This is a genomic window from Wenyingzhuangia sp. IMCC45467 (assembly GCF_054111205.1).
The window spans coordinates 121,745-138,960 of the sequence record NZ_CM134196.1; the positions used below are offsets into that span (position 1 = coordinate 121,745).

A 17,216-nucleotide genomic window follows, 5' to 3' on the forward strand; every position below is an offset into this window, starting at 1 on the left:
AATAGTTTTTAAGTATTTAGAGTTAGTTTAGATATAGGCAGGTGAGCAATTGCCTGCTTATTTCTTTAAAATTTAATAGTTGTTTTAAAACATCTATTGGTACAATATCAGCACGTCATGAGGTTAAAATCAATAAAAAACATAAAACTACATTTTATTCAAAGTGTAGTGCTTATCATGGTATCCATTATGTCGGTATCGTGTAATCAAACAAAAAAAATAAATACAGTTGATGAGAATTTTGTAAAAAAAGTATATCCTTTATTAGATACAGAAAACTCACGTTGGTTTTATTTCTCATCGGCAAGCCGTCCTTTTGGAATGGTAAATCTTAGCCCCGATACTGAAATTAATGGTGCTTGGGGAAGTGGATATAGATATAATACCGATACTGTTAAAGGATTTAGCCATATACATGCGTGGCAAATATCTGGATTGTCTATAATGCCTGTTGTTGTTCCTAACCAAAATAAAACAGCCATTTATTCAGATTTTTACTCAAGTTTTAGTCATAAAAAAGAAATAATTACACCAGGATATCATTCAATTATATTAGACAGATATCAGATAAAAACTGAATTAACAAGCACAAAACGAGTAGGATTTCATCAATATTCGTTTCCAAAAAATAAAGAGGTAGGTATCCTTTTTAACTTAAATACCATTTTAGGACCTTCTAAAAATATTAACGGAGAGTTAAAACAAGTAGGAGAGCAAGAGTTGGTAGGTTCATTAATAGCTACACCTACACACAGACGACCAAATCCGTTAACTATATATTTTAATATAAAACTAAATGTACCTATAACCAATCTAAAAAAAGATACTATTACAGGTAATTATTTGTTAAGCATTCAACAAAATCAAGAAAAAGTATTGTTAAAAGCAGGTATCTCATACACTTCGGTGGAAAATGCAAAACTAAACATAGAACAAGAGTTATCTCATTGGGATTTTAGCCAAGTGGTTAAAAATTCTAAAAAGGAATGGAACTCCATGTTGGGGAGAATTAAAGTTGACGGAGGAACAGATAAACAACAACGTAGATTTTATACAGACTTATGGCATGCTTTACAAGGAAGACGTGTTATTAGTGATGTTAATGGAGCTTATCCAGATAATACTGGAGAGCAGTTTAAAATTGGTCAAATACCATTAAATAAAGAAGGTAAACCTAAATTTAATCATTATAACTCCGATTCTTTTTGGGGAGCTCAATGGACAATTAATACACTTTGGGGGTTGGTATATCCAGAAATAATGGATGAATTTTCTCAATCTTTAATGCAGTATTATAAAGATGGTGGTTTAATTCCAAGAGGTCCATCAGGAGGAAATTATACCAATGTAATGACAGGGGCTTCTTCAACACCATTTATAGTAAGTGCTATTCAAAAAAATATTGTCAAACATCATTTAAATGAATATTATACAGCTCTAAAGAAAAATCATACTCTTAACGGAATTATGGCAAAAGCTGGTTACGAACACGATACTTTTTTAGGAGGAGGTTTAAAATATTATTTAAAACAAGGGTATGTGCCCAACCCATTACCTTTACCAGAAGGATTTTATGGAACGCATTTAGATGGAACTAGTCAAACTCTGGAATATGCCTATCAAGATTGGACGTTGGCTCAATTGGCTAAAAAATTAAACAAACAAGATGATTATAATGATTTTATAGAACGATCGGAACATTATAAAAATGTATTTAATCAAGAAAAAGGCTGGATGGCTCCTAAAAAAGAAGATGGTACTTGGCATCAAGATTTTGATCCATACCAATACGAGCACGGTTTTGTAGAATCTAATGCAGCTCAATCTACTTGGTTTGTTCCACACGACCTTAAAGGTTTGGCTAACTTAATGGGTGGAAATAAAAAAGCCATAGAGAAATTAAATAATCAGTTTATAGAAGCTGAAAAATTAGGGTTTACTTCAGGCGATTCTCATGCAGCAGAATTACATCCGGAGTATAGTAGAATTCCTATCAATTACGGGAACCAACCTTCTATTCAAACAGCTTTTATTTTTCAGCAATTGGGTAGACCTGATTTGACTGCCTATTGGTCAAGAAAAATAGTACAAAAAGTATTTTCAGGTTTAAGTCATGCTAGTGGTTATAATGGTGATGAAGATCAAGGATTAATGGGAAGTTTAGCTGTTTTAATGAAAATAGGACTGTTTCAAATGAATGGTGGTACAGAAGAAAATCCCGAATATCAAATAGGAAGTCCCATTTTTGATAAAATTACTATTGAGTTAAATAATAACTATTACAAAGGAAAAACATTTGAGATAAATACGATAAACAACAATGCCGAAAATGTTTATGTAAAGAGTATTCAGTTAAACAATAGATCTGTAAAGGCTCATAAAATTCATCATCAAGATATTGTTAATGGAGGGGTTTTAGAATTGCAGATGTCAAAATAAATAAAACATAAATCACATGAAATTCATACTTCATATAATCATTTTAATTTTATGGGTTCCTTCTTTTTTTGCTCAAAATAACGCTATAAATATAGAGAGTTTAGGAGCAGTAGGAGATGGAGTTACTTTAAATACTAAAGTTATTCAAAAGGCCATAGACAAAGCTTTTTTACAAAAAGGAGGAATCGTAATTTTTCCTAAAGGTAATTTTTTGTCAGGGAGTATAGAGTTAAAAAGTAATGTAACCTTGCTTTTTAAAAAAGGAGCTACTTTATTAGGGAGTACCAATCCCAATGATTATTACAAAATGAATTTTGAGGGGAGACCTAGTACTCCCAAAAAGGATGATAATTCTCAAATGGCATTAATTTTAGCTCATAAAGCAGAAAATATTAACATTTTAGGGAAAGGTAAAATTGATGGTCAAGGATTAAAGTTGGCGTTAAATATTGACAGTTTACACCATGCAGGAATTAATATAGATCCTAATTACAATTACAGAAGGCACAGACCTAATGAAACCATGAGACCTAAATTATTCAGGTTTTCGCAATGTAAAAATATAGTGGTTAAAGATGTTCATGTAGGAGAGTCTGCTTGTTGGGGGCTTTCTTTTGAGTTGTGTAAAAATTTAAATATTGATGGGATAACTGTTGTAAATCGCTCATATTGGAATAATGATGGAATGGATATTACAGATTGTGAAAATGTAAATGTATCTAATTGCAATATCAATGCAGCCGATGATGGTATTTGTTTAAAGTCTTATTATCCAGGCTATGCAAATCAAAATATTAATATTTACAATTGTACCATTCGTTCTAGTGCAAGTGCAATAAAATTTGGATCGGCATCTTACGGGGGATTTAAAAATGTAACCATAAAAAAAATAAAAGTATTTGATACTTTTCGATCTGCTTTGGCTTTTGAGTCTGTAGATGGTGCCACCATAGAAAATATTCAGGTAGATGATGTGGTTGCTAAAAATACAGGGAATGCTATTTTTATACGTTTAGGACATAGAGATGGAAAACAAGCTGGAACGGTAAAAAATATTCACATAAAAAATGTACAAGTACAAGTTCCTTTGTCTCGTCCAGATATTCACTACAGGTTAAGAGGACCAGAGGTTAACTTTTTTCACAATCCTTTTCCTGCTTCTATTGTTGGAATCCCTAATGGTAAAATAGAGAATATAGTTTTAGAAAACATAGAAATTTTATATCCAGGAAATGCTTTTAAAGGAATGGCATATGTTCCTTTAAGTCGTTTAGAATCGGTACCTGAAGAAATAAAAGGATATCCAGAGTTTTCTATGTTTGGGGAGTTACCTGCATGGGCATTTTACATAAGACATGCTAAAAACATAACATTTAAAAACATTACTCTGCGTTTGGCAGCGAATGATTTTAGACCTGCTTTTGTGGTTGATGATGTTCAAAACATAGAATTACATCAAATAAATGTCCCAAAACTTTCTCATCCTCAATATGTACTTAAAAACACAACGGGTGCTCAATTAGGTATTGATGAGCAACAAATTATAAAAATGGAATAAAATTTTAAGCTATGAGAGTTAATAAAATATTATTAAAAATATTGATGTTGTTTACTGTTTTTGCTTTTGCAAATAAAAAAGAAATAGTAATAACCGATTTAGGAGCTAAGGGAGATGGGGTTACTAAAAACACAGAAATTATTCAAAAAGCGATTAATGAGGCTTCTAAAAGTGGTAACGGAAAAGTAATTGTACCCAAAGGTGTTTTTTTAACCGGAGTATTACATTTAAAATCTAATGTTGAGCTACACTTGACTAAAAACGCTGTGTTATTAGGTAGTGCTAACCGTATAGATTATGGTGCTCAAAAAGCCTCTCCTTTAATGGTTGCTAAAGGACAATATCATATTTCTATTACAGGTACAGGAATTATTGATGGTAATGGACATGAGTTGATTAAAGATATTTATAAAATGTTACACGCCGGTACATTAGAAGATCATGAATGGCAGCATTATAATCCATGGCATCAAATGAGACCTGCAGAAAAAAATCGTCCTATGATGTTGTATGTTTATGATTGTGATGATATTACTATAAAAGACATCACCTTTAAAAATGGACTGTGTTGGATTCAGGATTACAGAAATAGCTCCAATATTGTTATTGATAATATTAAAGTAAAGAGCACTACATTTTTAAACAATGATGGAATTGATTTAACCGATTGTAAAAATGCTAGAATAACCAATTGTTTTGTAGATGCTGCTGATGATGGTATTTGTTTAAAATCTAGTACACCAAATATGATGTGTGAAAACATATACATCGAAAATTGTAAAGTTCGTTCTAGTGCAAGTGCTATTAAATTGGGAACAGCATCATGGGGAGGGTTTAAAAATGTTACCATAGAAAACATAGAAGTTTATGATACTTTTCGTTCTGCCATCGCTATAGAATCTGTAGATGGTGGACATATAGAAAACATCAATGTTTCTAACATCAATGCCGTAAATACAGGGAATGCTATTTTTATAAGATTGGGGCACAGAAGTGGACAGTCTATTGGTTCAGTAAAAAACATCCATATTAAAAATATAAAAGTTCAAGTGCCTTTAGGAAGACCAGATACTGGATACGAAATGAGTGGTCCAGAGGTTAGGGAGGCTCATAATACTTTTCCGTCTTCTATAGTTGGAGTTCCAAATTACAATATTGAAAATGTAGTGATAGAAAATGTAGAAATTTCTTATCCTGGACTTTCTAAAAAAGAAATAGCCTATGTTCCCTTAACTCATTTAGCAAATGTACCCGAAAGAATTCAAGATTATCCTGAGTTTTCAATGTTTGGAGAATTACCTGCTTTTGGTTTTTATGTTCGTCACGTAAAAGGAATTACGTTTAAAAATGTAAAAGTAATGTTAGAAAATAAAGACTTTAGACCTGCTTTTGTGTTTGATGAAGTAAAGGAGTTAGAGTTGAATAACATTAAAACACCTAAACAAGAAAAAGGGCAAATTATTCTAACAAATTCAACGGTAAAAGATACAAACAAAGAAACCACGCTTTTAATAGAGCATCTTTAAATAATCAATCATGACTAAAAAACAAATTCAATTAATTCTGTACCTATTTTCCCCTTTATTATTATTGGGGCAAAATAATGTTTGGGAAGATCCACAAATCAATCAAATTAACAGGTTACCTTCACATGCTACTTTTTATTCTTATGAGACTAAAGAATTAGCAAAAGAAAACATAAGGGAATCTTCTACAAACTACAAAAGCTTAAATGGTAATTGGAAATTTTCATGGGTGTCTAAACCAAGTCAATCGTTAAATAAATTTCAAGAAATTAATTTTGATGTTTCTAGTTGGGATGAGATTGATATACCCTCTAATTGGGAAATGCGTGGATATGGAAAAGCTATATATACCAATACTACTTACCCTTTTTATAGCAATGATCCTTACATAAATAAAAATGACAACCCTGTAGGGCATTATGTAAAGAATTTTACAATTGACGAGTCTTGGAAAAAGAAAGATGTTATTTTACATTTTGGAGGAGTTTCTTCTGCATTTTATGTTTGGATTAATGGTGTATTTGTTGGTTATAGTGAAGACACTAGACTACCATCTGAATTTGATATTACTGCACACTTAAAAGAGGGAGATAATAAAATAGCTGTAAAAGTTTACAGATGGTCTGATGGAAGTTATTTAGAAGATCAAGATACTTGGAGGTTGAGTGGAATAGAAAGAGAGGTTTACTTGCAAGCTGTTCCTAAAGTACGAATGGCGGATGTTGCTATTAGGACAAAATTAGACAAAGAATATAAAGATGCTACTCTACAAATTAGACCAAAATTCACCATAAATATTGAAAATAAATTTATAGAAAAAGTAGGTCATTTTAGTAAAACTCCTTTAAGAACTATTGTTGATAATTGGACATTAACAGCTGAACTGTTAGATGCTGAAGGATATTCAACAGAAAAAGCAAAAACTTTAAAATTATCAACTTTCTTGGGAGAATCTCATCCAGCAAGAGATCAGGTTTATTTTGGTATCATGGAAATGGATATCAAAAATCCAAAGAAATGGTCTGCTGATGAACCTTATTTATATACAGTTTTGTTTTCTATTAAAGATGAAAAAGGAAATTTAATAGAAGCTACGAGTCAAAAAGTTGGTTTTAGAGATTTAAAAATTGATAAGGAAGGAAGGTTTTTAGTGAATGGAAATGCTGTTAAATTAATTGGAGTCAACCGTCATGATCATAACATGAAGAATGGAAAAACTGTATCTAGGGTAGATATGGAAGCGGATGTTCAGCTAATAAAGAAATTCAATTTTAATGCGGTTAGAACTTCTCATTATCCAAACGATCCTTATTTCTACGATTTATGTGATCAATATGGATTGTATGTAATGGACGAAGCCAATTTAGAAACGCATGGAGTAGGAGGAAAACTGTCACAAGATCCATTATGGTCTCAAGCTTTTTTAGAGCGCGGGATTAGAATGGTAGAAAGAGATAAAAATCACCCAAGTATTATTATTTGGTCTTTAGGAAATGAATCTGGAATGGGACCTAATCATGCAGCCATGTCGGGGTGGATTAAAGAGTATGATCCAACTAGGTACATTCATTACGAAGGAGCGCAAGGAGTGTCTATAGATCCAAGATATAAAAAGAATTTTTGGCCATCAGACAGAGGAAATCCAACAGATCCAAGTTGGGTAGATATGTTGAGTAGAATGTATCCACAACCTCAAGAACTAGATGATTTAATTTACGATACTAGATTTGATAAACGTCCTGTATTGATGTGTGAATACGCACATGCTATGGGGAATTCTTTAGGGAATTACCAAGAATATTGGGATGTTATTTACAAACATGACAGAGCTTTAGGAGGATTTATTTGGGATTTTATAGATCAAGGATTGTTACAAACAGCCGATAATGGAAAAAAATATTTTGCTTATGGAGGAGATTTTGGAGATGTTCCAAATGATGGAAGTTTTTGTTTAAACGGAATTGTAGCATCAGATAGAACTCCAAAACCAGAAATTTACGAAGCTAAAAAAGTAAATCAACCAGTCGTTATTTCTGTAGTAGATCTTAGAAAAGGAACATTTACAATTAGAAATCGTCATCATGTTTCAGATTTATCAAAATACAATATTGTTTGGGAGCTTACAGAAAATGGAAAGGTAATTCAAAAAGGAAGTGTAGCAAATATCAATGCCCAACCTAGTAAAAACCAGACTTTTAATATTTCCTATAAAGAAATAAACCCCAAAGTAGGGAGTGAGTATTTTATCAATATTAAAGGTTTGTTAAAAGAAGATACTTTATGGGAAAAGAAAGATTATGTGGTTTTTGAAGAGCAATTTGATTTGAATTTAACATCTAATCAAGAAATTTCTTTAATCAATAGTAATACAGGTTTAACGGTAGAAGAAACCAATAATATTATTCTTGTAAAGAACAAAAATGTAACCTTAAAGGTTGATAAAGCTACTGGATATATCAGTTCCTATAAAACTCAAGCATTAGATTTTATTAAAAATCCTTTGAGTTTAAGTTTTTGGAGACCCGAAACAGAAAATGACAAAGCTTATCGTGGATATATGAAAAAGACAGATGAATTAGATTGGAAAAATGCAGGAGCTCGTTTTAAACCAGAATCAATTACGGTAAATGATCGTGATAAAACAAAAATTGAGATACAAGTTGTTGGACAGATAGCAAACCCAAGCACAAAAGTAGCATTGAATTATACCGTTTTAGGAAATGGATATGTAAAAGTATCTTATGAAGTTGATATAGCTAAAAATACGCCAGATGTCCCAAAAATAGGGATGGAGTTTGATATTGCTAATGCCTATGAAAACATAACTTATTTTGGAAAAGGACCACAAGCCAATTATCAAGATAAAAATACAGGTGCTTTTGTAGGATTATATTCTGCCAATGCCAAAACCATGAGTTATGATTATGCTGTTCCTCAAGAATATGGAAATCACATGGATACCAGATGGTTTGGATTGTTAAATAATAAAGGAAAAGGACTTGTAATTCAAGGAGAAAATCCAATCAATTTTAGTGTGTCTCCATATAGTACAAACAATATAGAGGAAGCTACACATACTTATGAATTAAAACAAAGAGAGGTTTTAACAGTGGATGTAGACTTGGTTCAAATGGGAGTTGGAGGAGACAATACTTGGTCTTTTAAAGCAGAACCACACAAAGAATATAAAATAAAATCAGGAAGTTACCAGTACACTTTTTATATGCTTCCTGTAAGTAGTTTTTCAAAAATTAGAAATTTCAACAATATTAAATTTTAGAAAAAATGAAAAAAATAATAATCATAATACTGTTGGTACTCGGTGAATTATGTTTTGCTCAACAAAAGGAGAAACTGCAAAAAGGAAAGTTTAAACCAACATGGAAATCTTTGGAACAATATCAGGTACCTGAATGGTTTCGAGATGCTAAATTTGGAATTTGGGCACATTGGGGGCCTCAGTGTGAACCAGAAGCTGGGGATTGGTATGGTCGTAATATGTACACAGAAGGTCATACGCAATATAAATCTCATATTGATAATTATGGTCATCCGTCAGAGTTTGGTTTTAAAGATGTAATCCATGAGTGGAAAGCTGAAAACTGGAATCCCGAAAAATTAGTGGCTTTATATAAGCGTGCTGGAGCAAAGTATTTTTTTGCCATGGGTAATCATCATGATAATTTAGATTTATGGAATAGTAAATATCAAGAATGGAACTCTGTAGATGTTGGGCCACATAAAAATATATTAGAAGGTTGGGCTAAAGCATCTAGGAATAATGGATTGCCATTTGGAGTTAGTATACATTCTGCTCATGCTTGGTTATGGTATGAAACTTCACAAGGGGCAGATAAAAAAGGAAGTTATGCAGGTGTACCTTATGATAGTAGATTAACTAAAAAAGAAGGTAAAGGAAAATGGTGGAATGGTTTAGACCCTCAAAAATTATATGTTCAAAATCACTTGTTAAGTAAAGGAAGTGAAAAAGATGGGGTTACAGGAGATCAATGGGGATGGCAAAATGGAGCTTCTATACCATCGGAAGAATATTGTCTTAATTTTTATAATAGAACAGTAGATATGATCAATAAATTTTCACCAGACTTAATTTATTTTGATGACACAGCATTACCATTGTGGCCTATTAGTAATGTTGGATTAGATGTTGCTGCACATTATTATAATACAAATATGTCTTTAAATAACGGAAAATTAGAAGGAGTCATTTTTGGAAAAATCCTAACTGAAGATCAAAAAAAAGCATTGGTTTGGGATGTAGAGCGTGGAGCACCAGATAACATACAACAAACTCCATGGCAATCTTGTACGTGTATAGGAAATTGGCACTACAAAAGAGAAATATATCAAAACAACAAGTATAAGACAGCGAAACAAGTAATACAGATTTTAGCAGATATAGTGAGTAAAAACGGTAATTTATTGTTAAACATACCCATAAGAGGAGATGGGACTATTGATGAAAAAGAACTAGAAATTGTAAAAGATATTACAGCATGGATGGATGTTAATAAGGAGTGTATTTACGAAACTAGACCATGGCATATTTATGGAGAAGGTCCAAGTGTTGATAAAACCAATCCATTAAATGCTCAAGGATTTAATGAAGGGAAAAGAGAGGCTTATTCGCAAAAAGATATTCGATTTACAAAAAAAGGAAATGATGTTCTTTATGCTATTATTATGGAAGGGGCAGAAAACAACAATGATATTTTGATAAAATCATTATCAATAAACAGTCCGTACAACAAAAATAAATATAAGCATGTAGAATTATTGGGAGGTAAATTGTCTTCTTATGAATTTAATGATGAGTATTTAAAAGTTACTTTATCAGGAGAGAATCATATAAAAGCCCCATTGGTGCTTAAAATTTATTAATCATCAAAAAAAAATATAAAGAATATGAAAAAATATAAAATATTTATATGTCTTTTTTTTTCAGTTTTTTTACAAACTAAAAGTCATGCACAATATCATCAATTTGTAGATCCTTTAATTGGTTCAGAAGGATTAGGAAATGTGTTTATAGGGCCTTCTTGTCCTTATGGAATGATAAAACCTGGACCTGATAATGATTTAAATGCTAATAGTGGATATTCGGCAGATATTGATAAGCCTATTTATGGATTTAGTCAAACCCATGTAAGTGGAACAGGTGGAGGTGCTAAATACGGAAATGTATCTGTAATGCCTTTTTCAGGAGGTTTTGAATCTATAAAACAGGAATCTTTAAGAGAAAATGAAAAAGTAGCTTTAGGGTATTATAGTACTTTATTAAGTAAGCACAATATTCAAACAGAAATCACTACTTCTAACAGAGCAGCTTTCTATCGCTTTCAATTTGATAATTATGACAAAAATGCCATCAAAATAGATTTAGGTAGATATTTAGACGAGTCTATTATTCCTGATGGACGTGAATCACAACAATTTGTTGGTTCTCAGGTAGAAGTAATTTCTGATACTGAAGTAAGAGGTTATACTAAAGTTAGAGGAGGATGGAACAATGGTGGAGCTTATACCGTTTATTTTACAGCTATTTTTGATCAACCTTTTACTGAGTTTTCTACTTGGAAAGATCAGCAGTTTTATCCAAATCAAAAAACACAAGTTGATGAAGGTAAAAAGACTGGAGCCATGTTGTTTTTTAATGCTTTAAAAGACAAAAAGGTGAATATGAAAATTGGAATTTCTTTCATCAGTAGCTTAAAAGCAAAACAAAATATTGATGTTGAAATTCCTCACTGGAATTTTGAGAAAGAACTGGCAGAAACTCAACAAAAATGGGAAGATTTACTACAAAGAGCAGAAGTAGATAAGGAGGCTTCAGTAGAAAAGAAAACCATGTTTTATACAGGTTTATATCATACCATGTTAATGCCTGTAGATAGAACAGGAGAGAATCCATTATGGGAAAATAACACTCCTTATTATGATGATTTTTATGCTATTTGGGATACGTATCGTTCTTCAAGTCCATTAATCACACTTTTAAACCCTTCCCGTGAAGTAGATATTGTGAATGCTATGTTGCAGATTTATAAAAGAGATGGATATTTACCTGATGCGCGTAGTGGAAATGCAAACGGTAGAACTCAAGGTGGTTCTAATGCAGAGGTTGTAATTGCCGATGCTTTTGTAAAAGGTTTGGAAGGAATTAATTACAAATTAGGATTAGAAGCCATGATGAAAGATGCCATGTTCCCTCCAGGTGGAAATGAAGAAAAAGAAGGTAGAGGAGGACTGGTAGATTATAATCGTTTAGGGTATGTGTCTACAGATTATGTTCGTTCGGGAAACAGAACCATAGAATATGCTTATAATGATTATTGTTTGGCAATTGTAGCCAAGGGAATTAAACGTAAAGGAGAATATTGGAGGTTTATCAAGCAATCAGACAATTGGCAAAACCTATGGAGAGATATTGAAAACAATGGTTCTAGAGGTTTTATTATGCCCAAAGATGCTAATGGTAAATGGGTAGATAGTATACAATGTGCTGCTACCAATGGTAAAATTAATTATGTGCCTTACACACCATTAGCTCAAGATTGGCCTAATTGTGTTTGTTGGTGGTGTGGTTTTTTCTATGAAGCAAGTTCTTGGGAATACTCACTGTCAGTACCTCACGATGTTGCTATGTTGATAAAAAAATCAGGAGGAAATGCTGCCTTTGAACAAAGATTAAATACTTTTTTTAGAGAAGAATTTTATAATGTGGCTAATGAACCTTCATTTTTAACCCCAAACTTATATCATTGGATTGGAAGACCAGACTTAAGTACTGATAGAATTCACACCATTATTGATGAAAATTACGATGCTAGTAGAGATGGAATTCCTGGGAATGATGATTCTGGAGCGATGTCTTCTTGGTTGTCTTTTCATATGATGGGATTGTATCCTAATGCAGGACAATCTTATTATTTAATTAATACCCCATATTTTAAAGAGACGGTAATTCACCAAGAAAACGGAAAAGAATTTACTATTAAAGCCAAAAATTTATCAGCAAAAAATAAATACATCCAATCTGCAAAACTAAATGGGAAAGATTTTGAAAATGCATTTATAGAGCATCAAGATATCGTAAAAGGAGGAATTCTAGAATTTGTAATGGGAGCAAAACCCTCTAAGACTTGGGGTACGAAACAAGTACCACCATCAAAATCTGATAAAAAATAAAAGGACTAACTATGAAAAACATAACACAAAAATTATTTTGGATTCCTTTATTTATATTGATGATCTCCTGTGAAAATAAGGATAAAGTTGTCAAAGAAAAAAATCCCTCCGAATCATTAATCAGTCGAGTTGTACCAGAATATTCAGATTATTTTGAGGTAGAGATTGATAATTTATTGGAGGATGATTGGTTTGAAATTGTATCTAAGGGAGATAAAATATTGTTGCGTGGAAACAATGGCGTTTCTGTAGCCTCAGCTTTGTATTATTATTTAAAAGAATATGCCCATTGTCAAATCACATGGAATGGAACCAATTTAAATTTGCCAGGTACTTTACCAAAAGTACCTACCCTAATTCATAAAAAGACCCCATATGAATATCGTTATTATTTAAATTACTGCACGTTTAATTACACCATGAGTTGGTGGGATTGGGAGCGATGGGAAAAAGAGATTGATTGGATGGCTTTGCATGGAATCAACATGCCTTTGGCTATAACGGGCGAAGAATCTATCTGGGATGAGGTTTATAAATCCTATGGATTTACAGATGAAGATTTGAGTAGTTTTTACAGTGGACCTGCATATTTTTCATGGTTATGGATGGGGAATTTAGACGGTTGGGGAGGCCCTTTAACCCAGCATTGGAAAGACAGCCATAGAGAATTACAAAAAAAGATTTTACAAAGAGAGCGTGAGCTAGGAATGAAAACGGTTTTACCGGCTTTTACTGGTCATGTACCCGCTTCTTTTAAAAAGTTTTTTCCAGAGGCCAATTTAAAAAGAACCAACTGGGGGAATGATTTTGAAGATACCTATATATTAGATGCCAATGACCCTTTGTTTGCTGAAATCGGTAAGAAGTTTTTAGAAACTCAAGAACGTATTTATGGAACCGACCATTTATATTCAGCCGATACGTTTAATGAAAACACACCACCTTCAGACGATCCTACTTATTTAAGCAATTTAAGTAGCAAAGTTTATGAAGGAATGAAATCAGCGGATGCAGCAGCTGTTTGGGTGATGCAAGGATGGTTGTTTTATAGCCATAGAGAATTTTGGAAAGCTCCCCAAATTAAAGGATTGTTAGCCCCAGTACCCGATGATAAGATGATTATTCTAGACTTGGCAAGTGAAATAGAACCTATTTGGAAGAGGACAGAATCTTTTTACGGAAAACAATGGATTTGGAACATGTTACACAGTTTTGGTGGCAATATCAGTATGTTTGGAAGAATAGAAACCGTAGCAAATGAACCAGCGAAAGCCTTAAAAGATCCAAATTCAGGAAAGTTAAAAGGAATAGGCTTGACCATGGAATCAATAGAACAAAACCCTGTTTTATACGAATTGATGACCGACAATACCTGGCGAGATACCCCTATTGATTTAAAACAATGGTTAAAGAAATATACCACCAACAGATACGGACAAGAAAACGAACAATTGATCAAAGCATGGGATGTTTTGGTAAAGACTGTTTACAACGGACAAACCATTCGTGATGGAGCAGAAAGTATTATTGTAGCCCGACCTACATTTGAAGGATATAGAAGATGGGCAAGAACCAAGTTAAATTATGCCCCAGCAGATTTATTACCCACATGGGATTTGTTTGTAAAGGCGATTCCACATCATCAACATTCAGATGGATTTGAATATGATTTGGTAGATGTTACCCGTCAAATACTAGCTAATTATGCTTTGCCCTTACAACAACAAATAACAGTTGCTTATCAAGAAAATAACAAAGAGTTATTTGATAAGTATAGTACCGAGTTCATCACTTTGATAGATGATATGGACAAACTATTAGCTACTAGAAAAGACTTTTTACTAGGACCATGGATAGCTGATGCCAGAGCATGGGGAGAGACAGAAGCAGAAAAAGCCTTGTATGAACAAAATGCTAAAGACTTGATTACGCTTTGGGGAGGAGCAGACAATAGACTACATGAATATAGCAACCGACAATGGAGTGGCTTGTTTAATGATTTTTACAAACCAAGATGGGAGCAATTCTTTGCAACAGTTAAACAAGATTGGAAACAATTTGATCAAGAAGCGTTTGATGAACAGATCAAACAATGGGAATGGAACTGGGTAACTTCTAGAAAAAGTTTTCCTATAGAAGCTACAGGAAGTGCAAGTGAAGTAGTAAAAGAGCTACACACGAAGTATAGAGACATCATCATTCCAATCACAGAAAAGATGAGTCCAATTAACTACAACTACTAACTATGAAAGAAGCGATACTAAAAAAAACAAATCGGTTTTTGTCTTTAGATGTTTTTAGAGGATTGACGATTTGTTTGATGATTGTGGTGAATACCCCAGGAACAGGAGCAGAGTTGTATCCCTATTTGGTACATGCCCATTGGTTTGGATTTACTTTGGCCGATTTGGTTTTTCCATCGTTTTTATTTGCAATGGGAAATGCGATGAGTTTTTCGATGACCAAATTAAAAGATGCTCCCTCAGAAGTATTTTGGAAAAAAGTATTAAAACGAACGGTGATGATCTTTTTGTTAGGATACTTAATGTATTGGTTTCCTTTTTTTAGACAAGGATCAGAAGGTTTAGAATTAAAACCTATTTCGGAAACACGAATTATGGGCGTTTTACAACGTATTGCCTTGTGTTATTTTGTTAGTTCTTTACTTTTTTACTATTTAAAAGAAAAAACAGTTTTAATCATCAGTGCTATTGTATTGATAGCATATTGGGAGATTTTGTATTTGTTTGGAACTACGGGATCAGAATTAGAAATGGCTAGCAATGCAATTACCCGCTTAGATTTAACCATTTTAGGAGAAGGACATATTTACAAAAGAGATAGCATTCCGTTTGATCCAGAAGGGATATTAAGTACGCTACCTTCAGTGGTGAATGTGATAGGAGGATATTTGGCTGGAAAGTTTATTCAACAAAAGGGGAAGAGTTTTGAAGGAATATCAAAATTATTAATTGCAGGATTTTTATTATCAGCTTTGGCATTGTGGTGGGATTTGATTTTCCCGATGAGTAAAAAGTTATGGACCAGTCCATTTGTATTATATACGGTAGGAATAGATTTATCGGTAATGGCAATATTGATTTACTTTATAGAGCTGAAAAACACAAGAAAAGGAACAGAATTTTTTAATGTTTTTGGAAAGAACCCAATGTTTATTTATTTGTTTTCAGAATTGTTTTACATCACTTTACGAATGATTCCAACAAGTTCAGGCTTAGATGTTTTTAAGTGGGTGAGTGAGAATATTTTTCAAAGAATTTTTCCAGGAAGTTTTGGATCGTTTGTAACAGCTATTGTTTTTATGCTTGTTTGCTGGTCTATAGGTTGGTGTTTAGATAAAAAACGTATTTATATTAAAATATAGGTTTTATGAATTTTATAAAACAAAAAACAACAACGTTTGCTTTTTTTGTAATGACTCTTTTTTCAGCATTGTTTTTGATGGTTTCTTGTCACAAAACAAAACCAATTAGATTAAACGAAATTCAAGTGATAGGAAGTCATAATTCATATAAAATACCCATAGAACAACCTTTGTGGGAATATTTATATCAAATAGATTCAGCAAGAGCATTGTCTTTACAATATGGACATATTTCTATTTTAGAACAATTGGATTTAGGTCTTAGAAATTTAGAGTTAGATGTTTTACATGATCCTAGTGGAGGGAAATTTATACATCCTAAAGGTTTAGAAATAGTGAAATCATTAGGGAAGAAACCTTTACCTTATGATGACGAAAAAGAGTTACATCAGGCAGGTTTAAAAATGTTTCATATACAAGATATAGATTTTAGAAGTCATCATTTATTATTTAAAGAAGGTTTAAAAACTATTAAAAAGTGGTCTGATGAACACCCTAATCATACTCCCATTTTTATTTTAATCAATGCAAAAGATAGCCATCAAAAAAACTTAAGCAAGTTGTTGCCGTTTACAAAAGCTGCATTGGATAGTATTGATCTTGAGATTCGTTCGGTTTTTAAGGACTCTCAGTTAATTACTCCAGATTTGGTTAGAGGAAACTATAAAACATTAGAAGAAGCTATTTTAACTGATGGTTGGCCAGATTTGAATACTGTAAAAGGAAGGTTTCTTTTTGTGTTAGATGAAAAAGAAGAAAAAAATAATAGATACATAAAAGGACATCCTAGCTTAAAAAATAGAGTCATGTTTGTTAACAGTAAAGAGGGGAATCCTGAAGCTGCTTTTAGAGTAATAAATAACCCAATTAAAGAAATTAAGTATATTAAAGAACTGGTTTCAAGAGGGTATATGGTAAGAACTAGAGCAGATGATGGAACAAATGAGTCTAGAACCAATGATTATTGTAAATTTGAAATGGCAAAAAAATCGGGAGCACAAGTTATTTCTACCGATTATTATGTGCAAACAACTTTATACAAATCCACGTATAAAGTAAATTTTAAAAACAGTAAATACGAAAGAATAAAAAAGTAAAA

The 17,216-nt window shown here is 32.5% G+C and carries 9 protein-coding genes; all 9 read left to right on the plus strand.

Going from position 1 to position 17,216, the window contains the following annotated elements:
• The first annotated feature begins 117 nt into the window (after window positions 1–117).
• The 9 genes from ACXGQT_RS00495 to ACXGQT_RS00535 are packed head-to-tail and all read left to right on the plus strand — an operon-like array spanning window position 118 to window position 17,214.
• On the plus strand, window positions 118–2,439 hold the full coding sequence (locus tag ACXGQT_RS00495; protein WP_457829479.1) for a GH92 family glycosyl hydrolase: 2,322 nt from the start codon (window positions 118–120) through the stop codon (window positions 2,437–2,439).
• A 16-nt stretch (window positions 2,440–2,455) separates the two neighbouring features.
• Window positions 2,456–3,997: a glycoside hydrolase family 28 protein gene (locus ACXGQT_RS00500; protein WP_457829480.1), complete on the plus strand. Its 1,542-nt coding sequence runs from the start codon at window positions 2,456–2,458 to the stop codon at window positions 3,995–3,997.
• Between the two features lie 11 nt (window positions 3,998–4,008).
• A complete protein-coding gene (locus ACXGQT_RS00505) occupies window positions 4,009–5,523 on the plus strand; it encodes a glycoside hydrolase family 28 protein (RefSeq protein ID WP_457829481.1) in 1,515 nt (504 codons plus the stop codon).
• A 10-nt stretch (window positions 5,524–5,533) separates the two neighbouring features.
• The gene (locus ACXGQT_RS00510; protein ID WP_457829482.1) at window positions 5,534–8,803 is read left to right on the plus strand and encodes a glycoside hydrolase family 2 TIM barrel-domain containing protein; all 3,270 of its coding nucleotides are present in this window, start codon (window positions 5,534–5,536) and stop codon (window positions 8,801–8,803) included.
• 5 nt (window positions 8,804–8,808) lie between these two features.
• Complete coding sequence (locus ACXGQT_RS00515) at window positions 8,809–10,425, plus strand: alpha-L-fucosidase (protein ID WP_457829483.1); 1,617 nt, start codon at window positions 8,809–8,811, stop codon at window positions 10,423–10,425.
• A 24-nt stretch (window positions 10,426–10,449) separates the two neighbouring features.
• Window positions 10,450–12,732 carry a GH92 family glycosyl hydrolase gene (locus tag ACXGQT_RS00520; RefSeq protein WP_457829484.1) on the plus strand — a complete coding sequence of 761 codons (2,283 nt, stop codon included), beginning with the start codon at window positions 10,450–10,452 and terminating at the stop codon, window positions 12,730–12,732.
• 11 nt (window positions 12,733–12,743) lie between these two features.
• A complete protein-coding gene (locus tag ACXGQT_RS00525; protein WP_457829485.1) occupies window positions 12,744–14,975 on the plus strand; it encodes an alpha-N-acetylglucosaminidase in 2,232 nt (743 codons plus the stop codon).
• Window positions 14,976–14,977: 2 nt separating this feature from the next.
• Complete coding sequence (locus tag ACXGQT_RS00530) at window positions 14,978–16,117, plus strand: acyltransferase family protein (protein WP_457829486.1); 1,140 nt, start codon at window positions 14,978–14,980, stop codon at window positions 16,115–16,117.
• Between the two features lie 5 nt (window positions 16,118–16,122).
• Window positions 16,123–17,214: a phosphatidylinositol-specific phospholipase C1-like protein gene (locus tag ACXGQT_RS00535; RefSeq protein WP_457829487.1), complete on the plus strand. Its 1,092-nt coding sequence runs from the start codon at window positions 16,123–16,125 to the stop codon at window positions 17,212–17,214.
• Window positions 17,215–17,216: the final 2 nt, after the last annotated feature.

Bases quoted from the DNA above. Each gene is read 5' to 3' on its own strand.
- ACXGQT_RS00495 (WP_457829479.1), top strand. From the start codon at position 118: ATGAGGTTAAAATCAATAAAAAACATAAAACTACATTTTATTCAAAGT.
- ACXGQT_RS00535 (WP_457829487.1), top strand. From the start codon at position 16,123: ATGAATTTTATAAAACAAAAAACAACAACGTTTGCTTTTTTTGTAATG.
- ACXGQT_RS00515 (WP_457829483.1), top strand. From the start codon at position 8,809: ATGAAAAAAATAATAATCATAATACTGTTGGTACTCGGTGAATTATGT.
- ACXGQT_RS00510 (WP_457829482.1), top strand. From the start codon at position 5,534: ATGACTAAAAAACAAATTCAATTAATTCTGTACCTATTTTCCCCTTTA.
- ACXGQT_RS00520 (WP_457829484.1), top strand. From the start codon at position 10,450: ATGAAAAAATATAAAATATTTATATGTCTTTTTTTTTCAGTTTTTTTA.
- ACXGQT_RS00525 (WP_457829485.1), top strand. From the start codon at position 12,744: ATGAAAAACATAACACAAAAATTATTTTGGATTCCTTTATTTATATTG.
- ACXGQT_RS00505 (WP_457829481.1), top strand. From the start codon at position 4,009: ATGAGAGTTAATAAAATATTATTAAAAATATTGATGTTGTTTACTGTT.
- ACXGQT_RS00500 (WP_457829480.1), top strand. From the start codon at position 2,456: ATGAAATTCATACTTCATATAATCATTTTAATTTTATGGGTTCCTTCT.
- ACXGQT_RS00530 (WP_457829486.1), top strand. From the start codon at position 14,978: ATGAAAGAAGCGATACTAAAAAAAACAAATCGGTTTTTGTCTTTAGAT.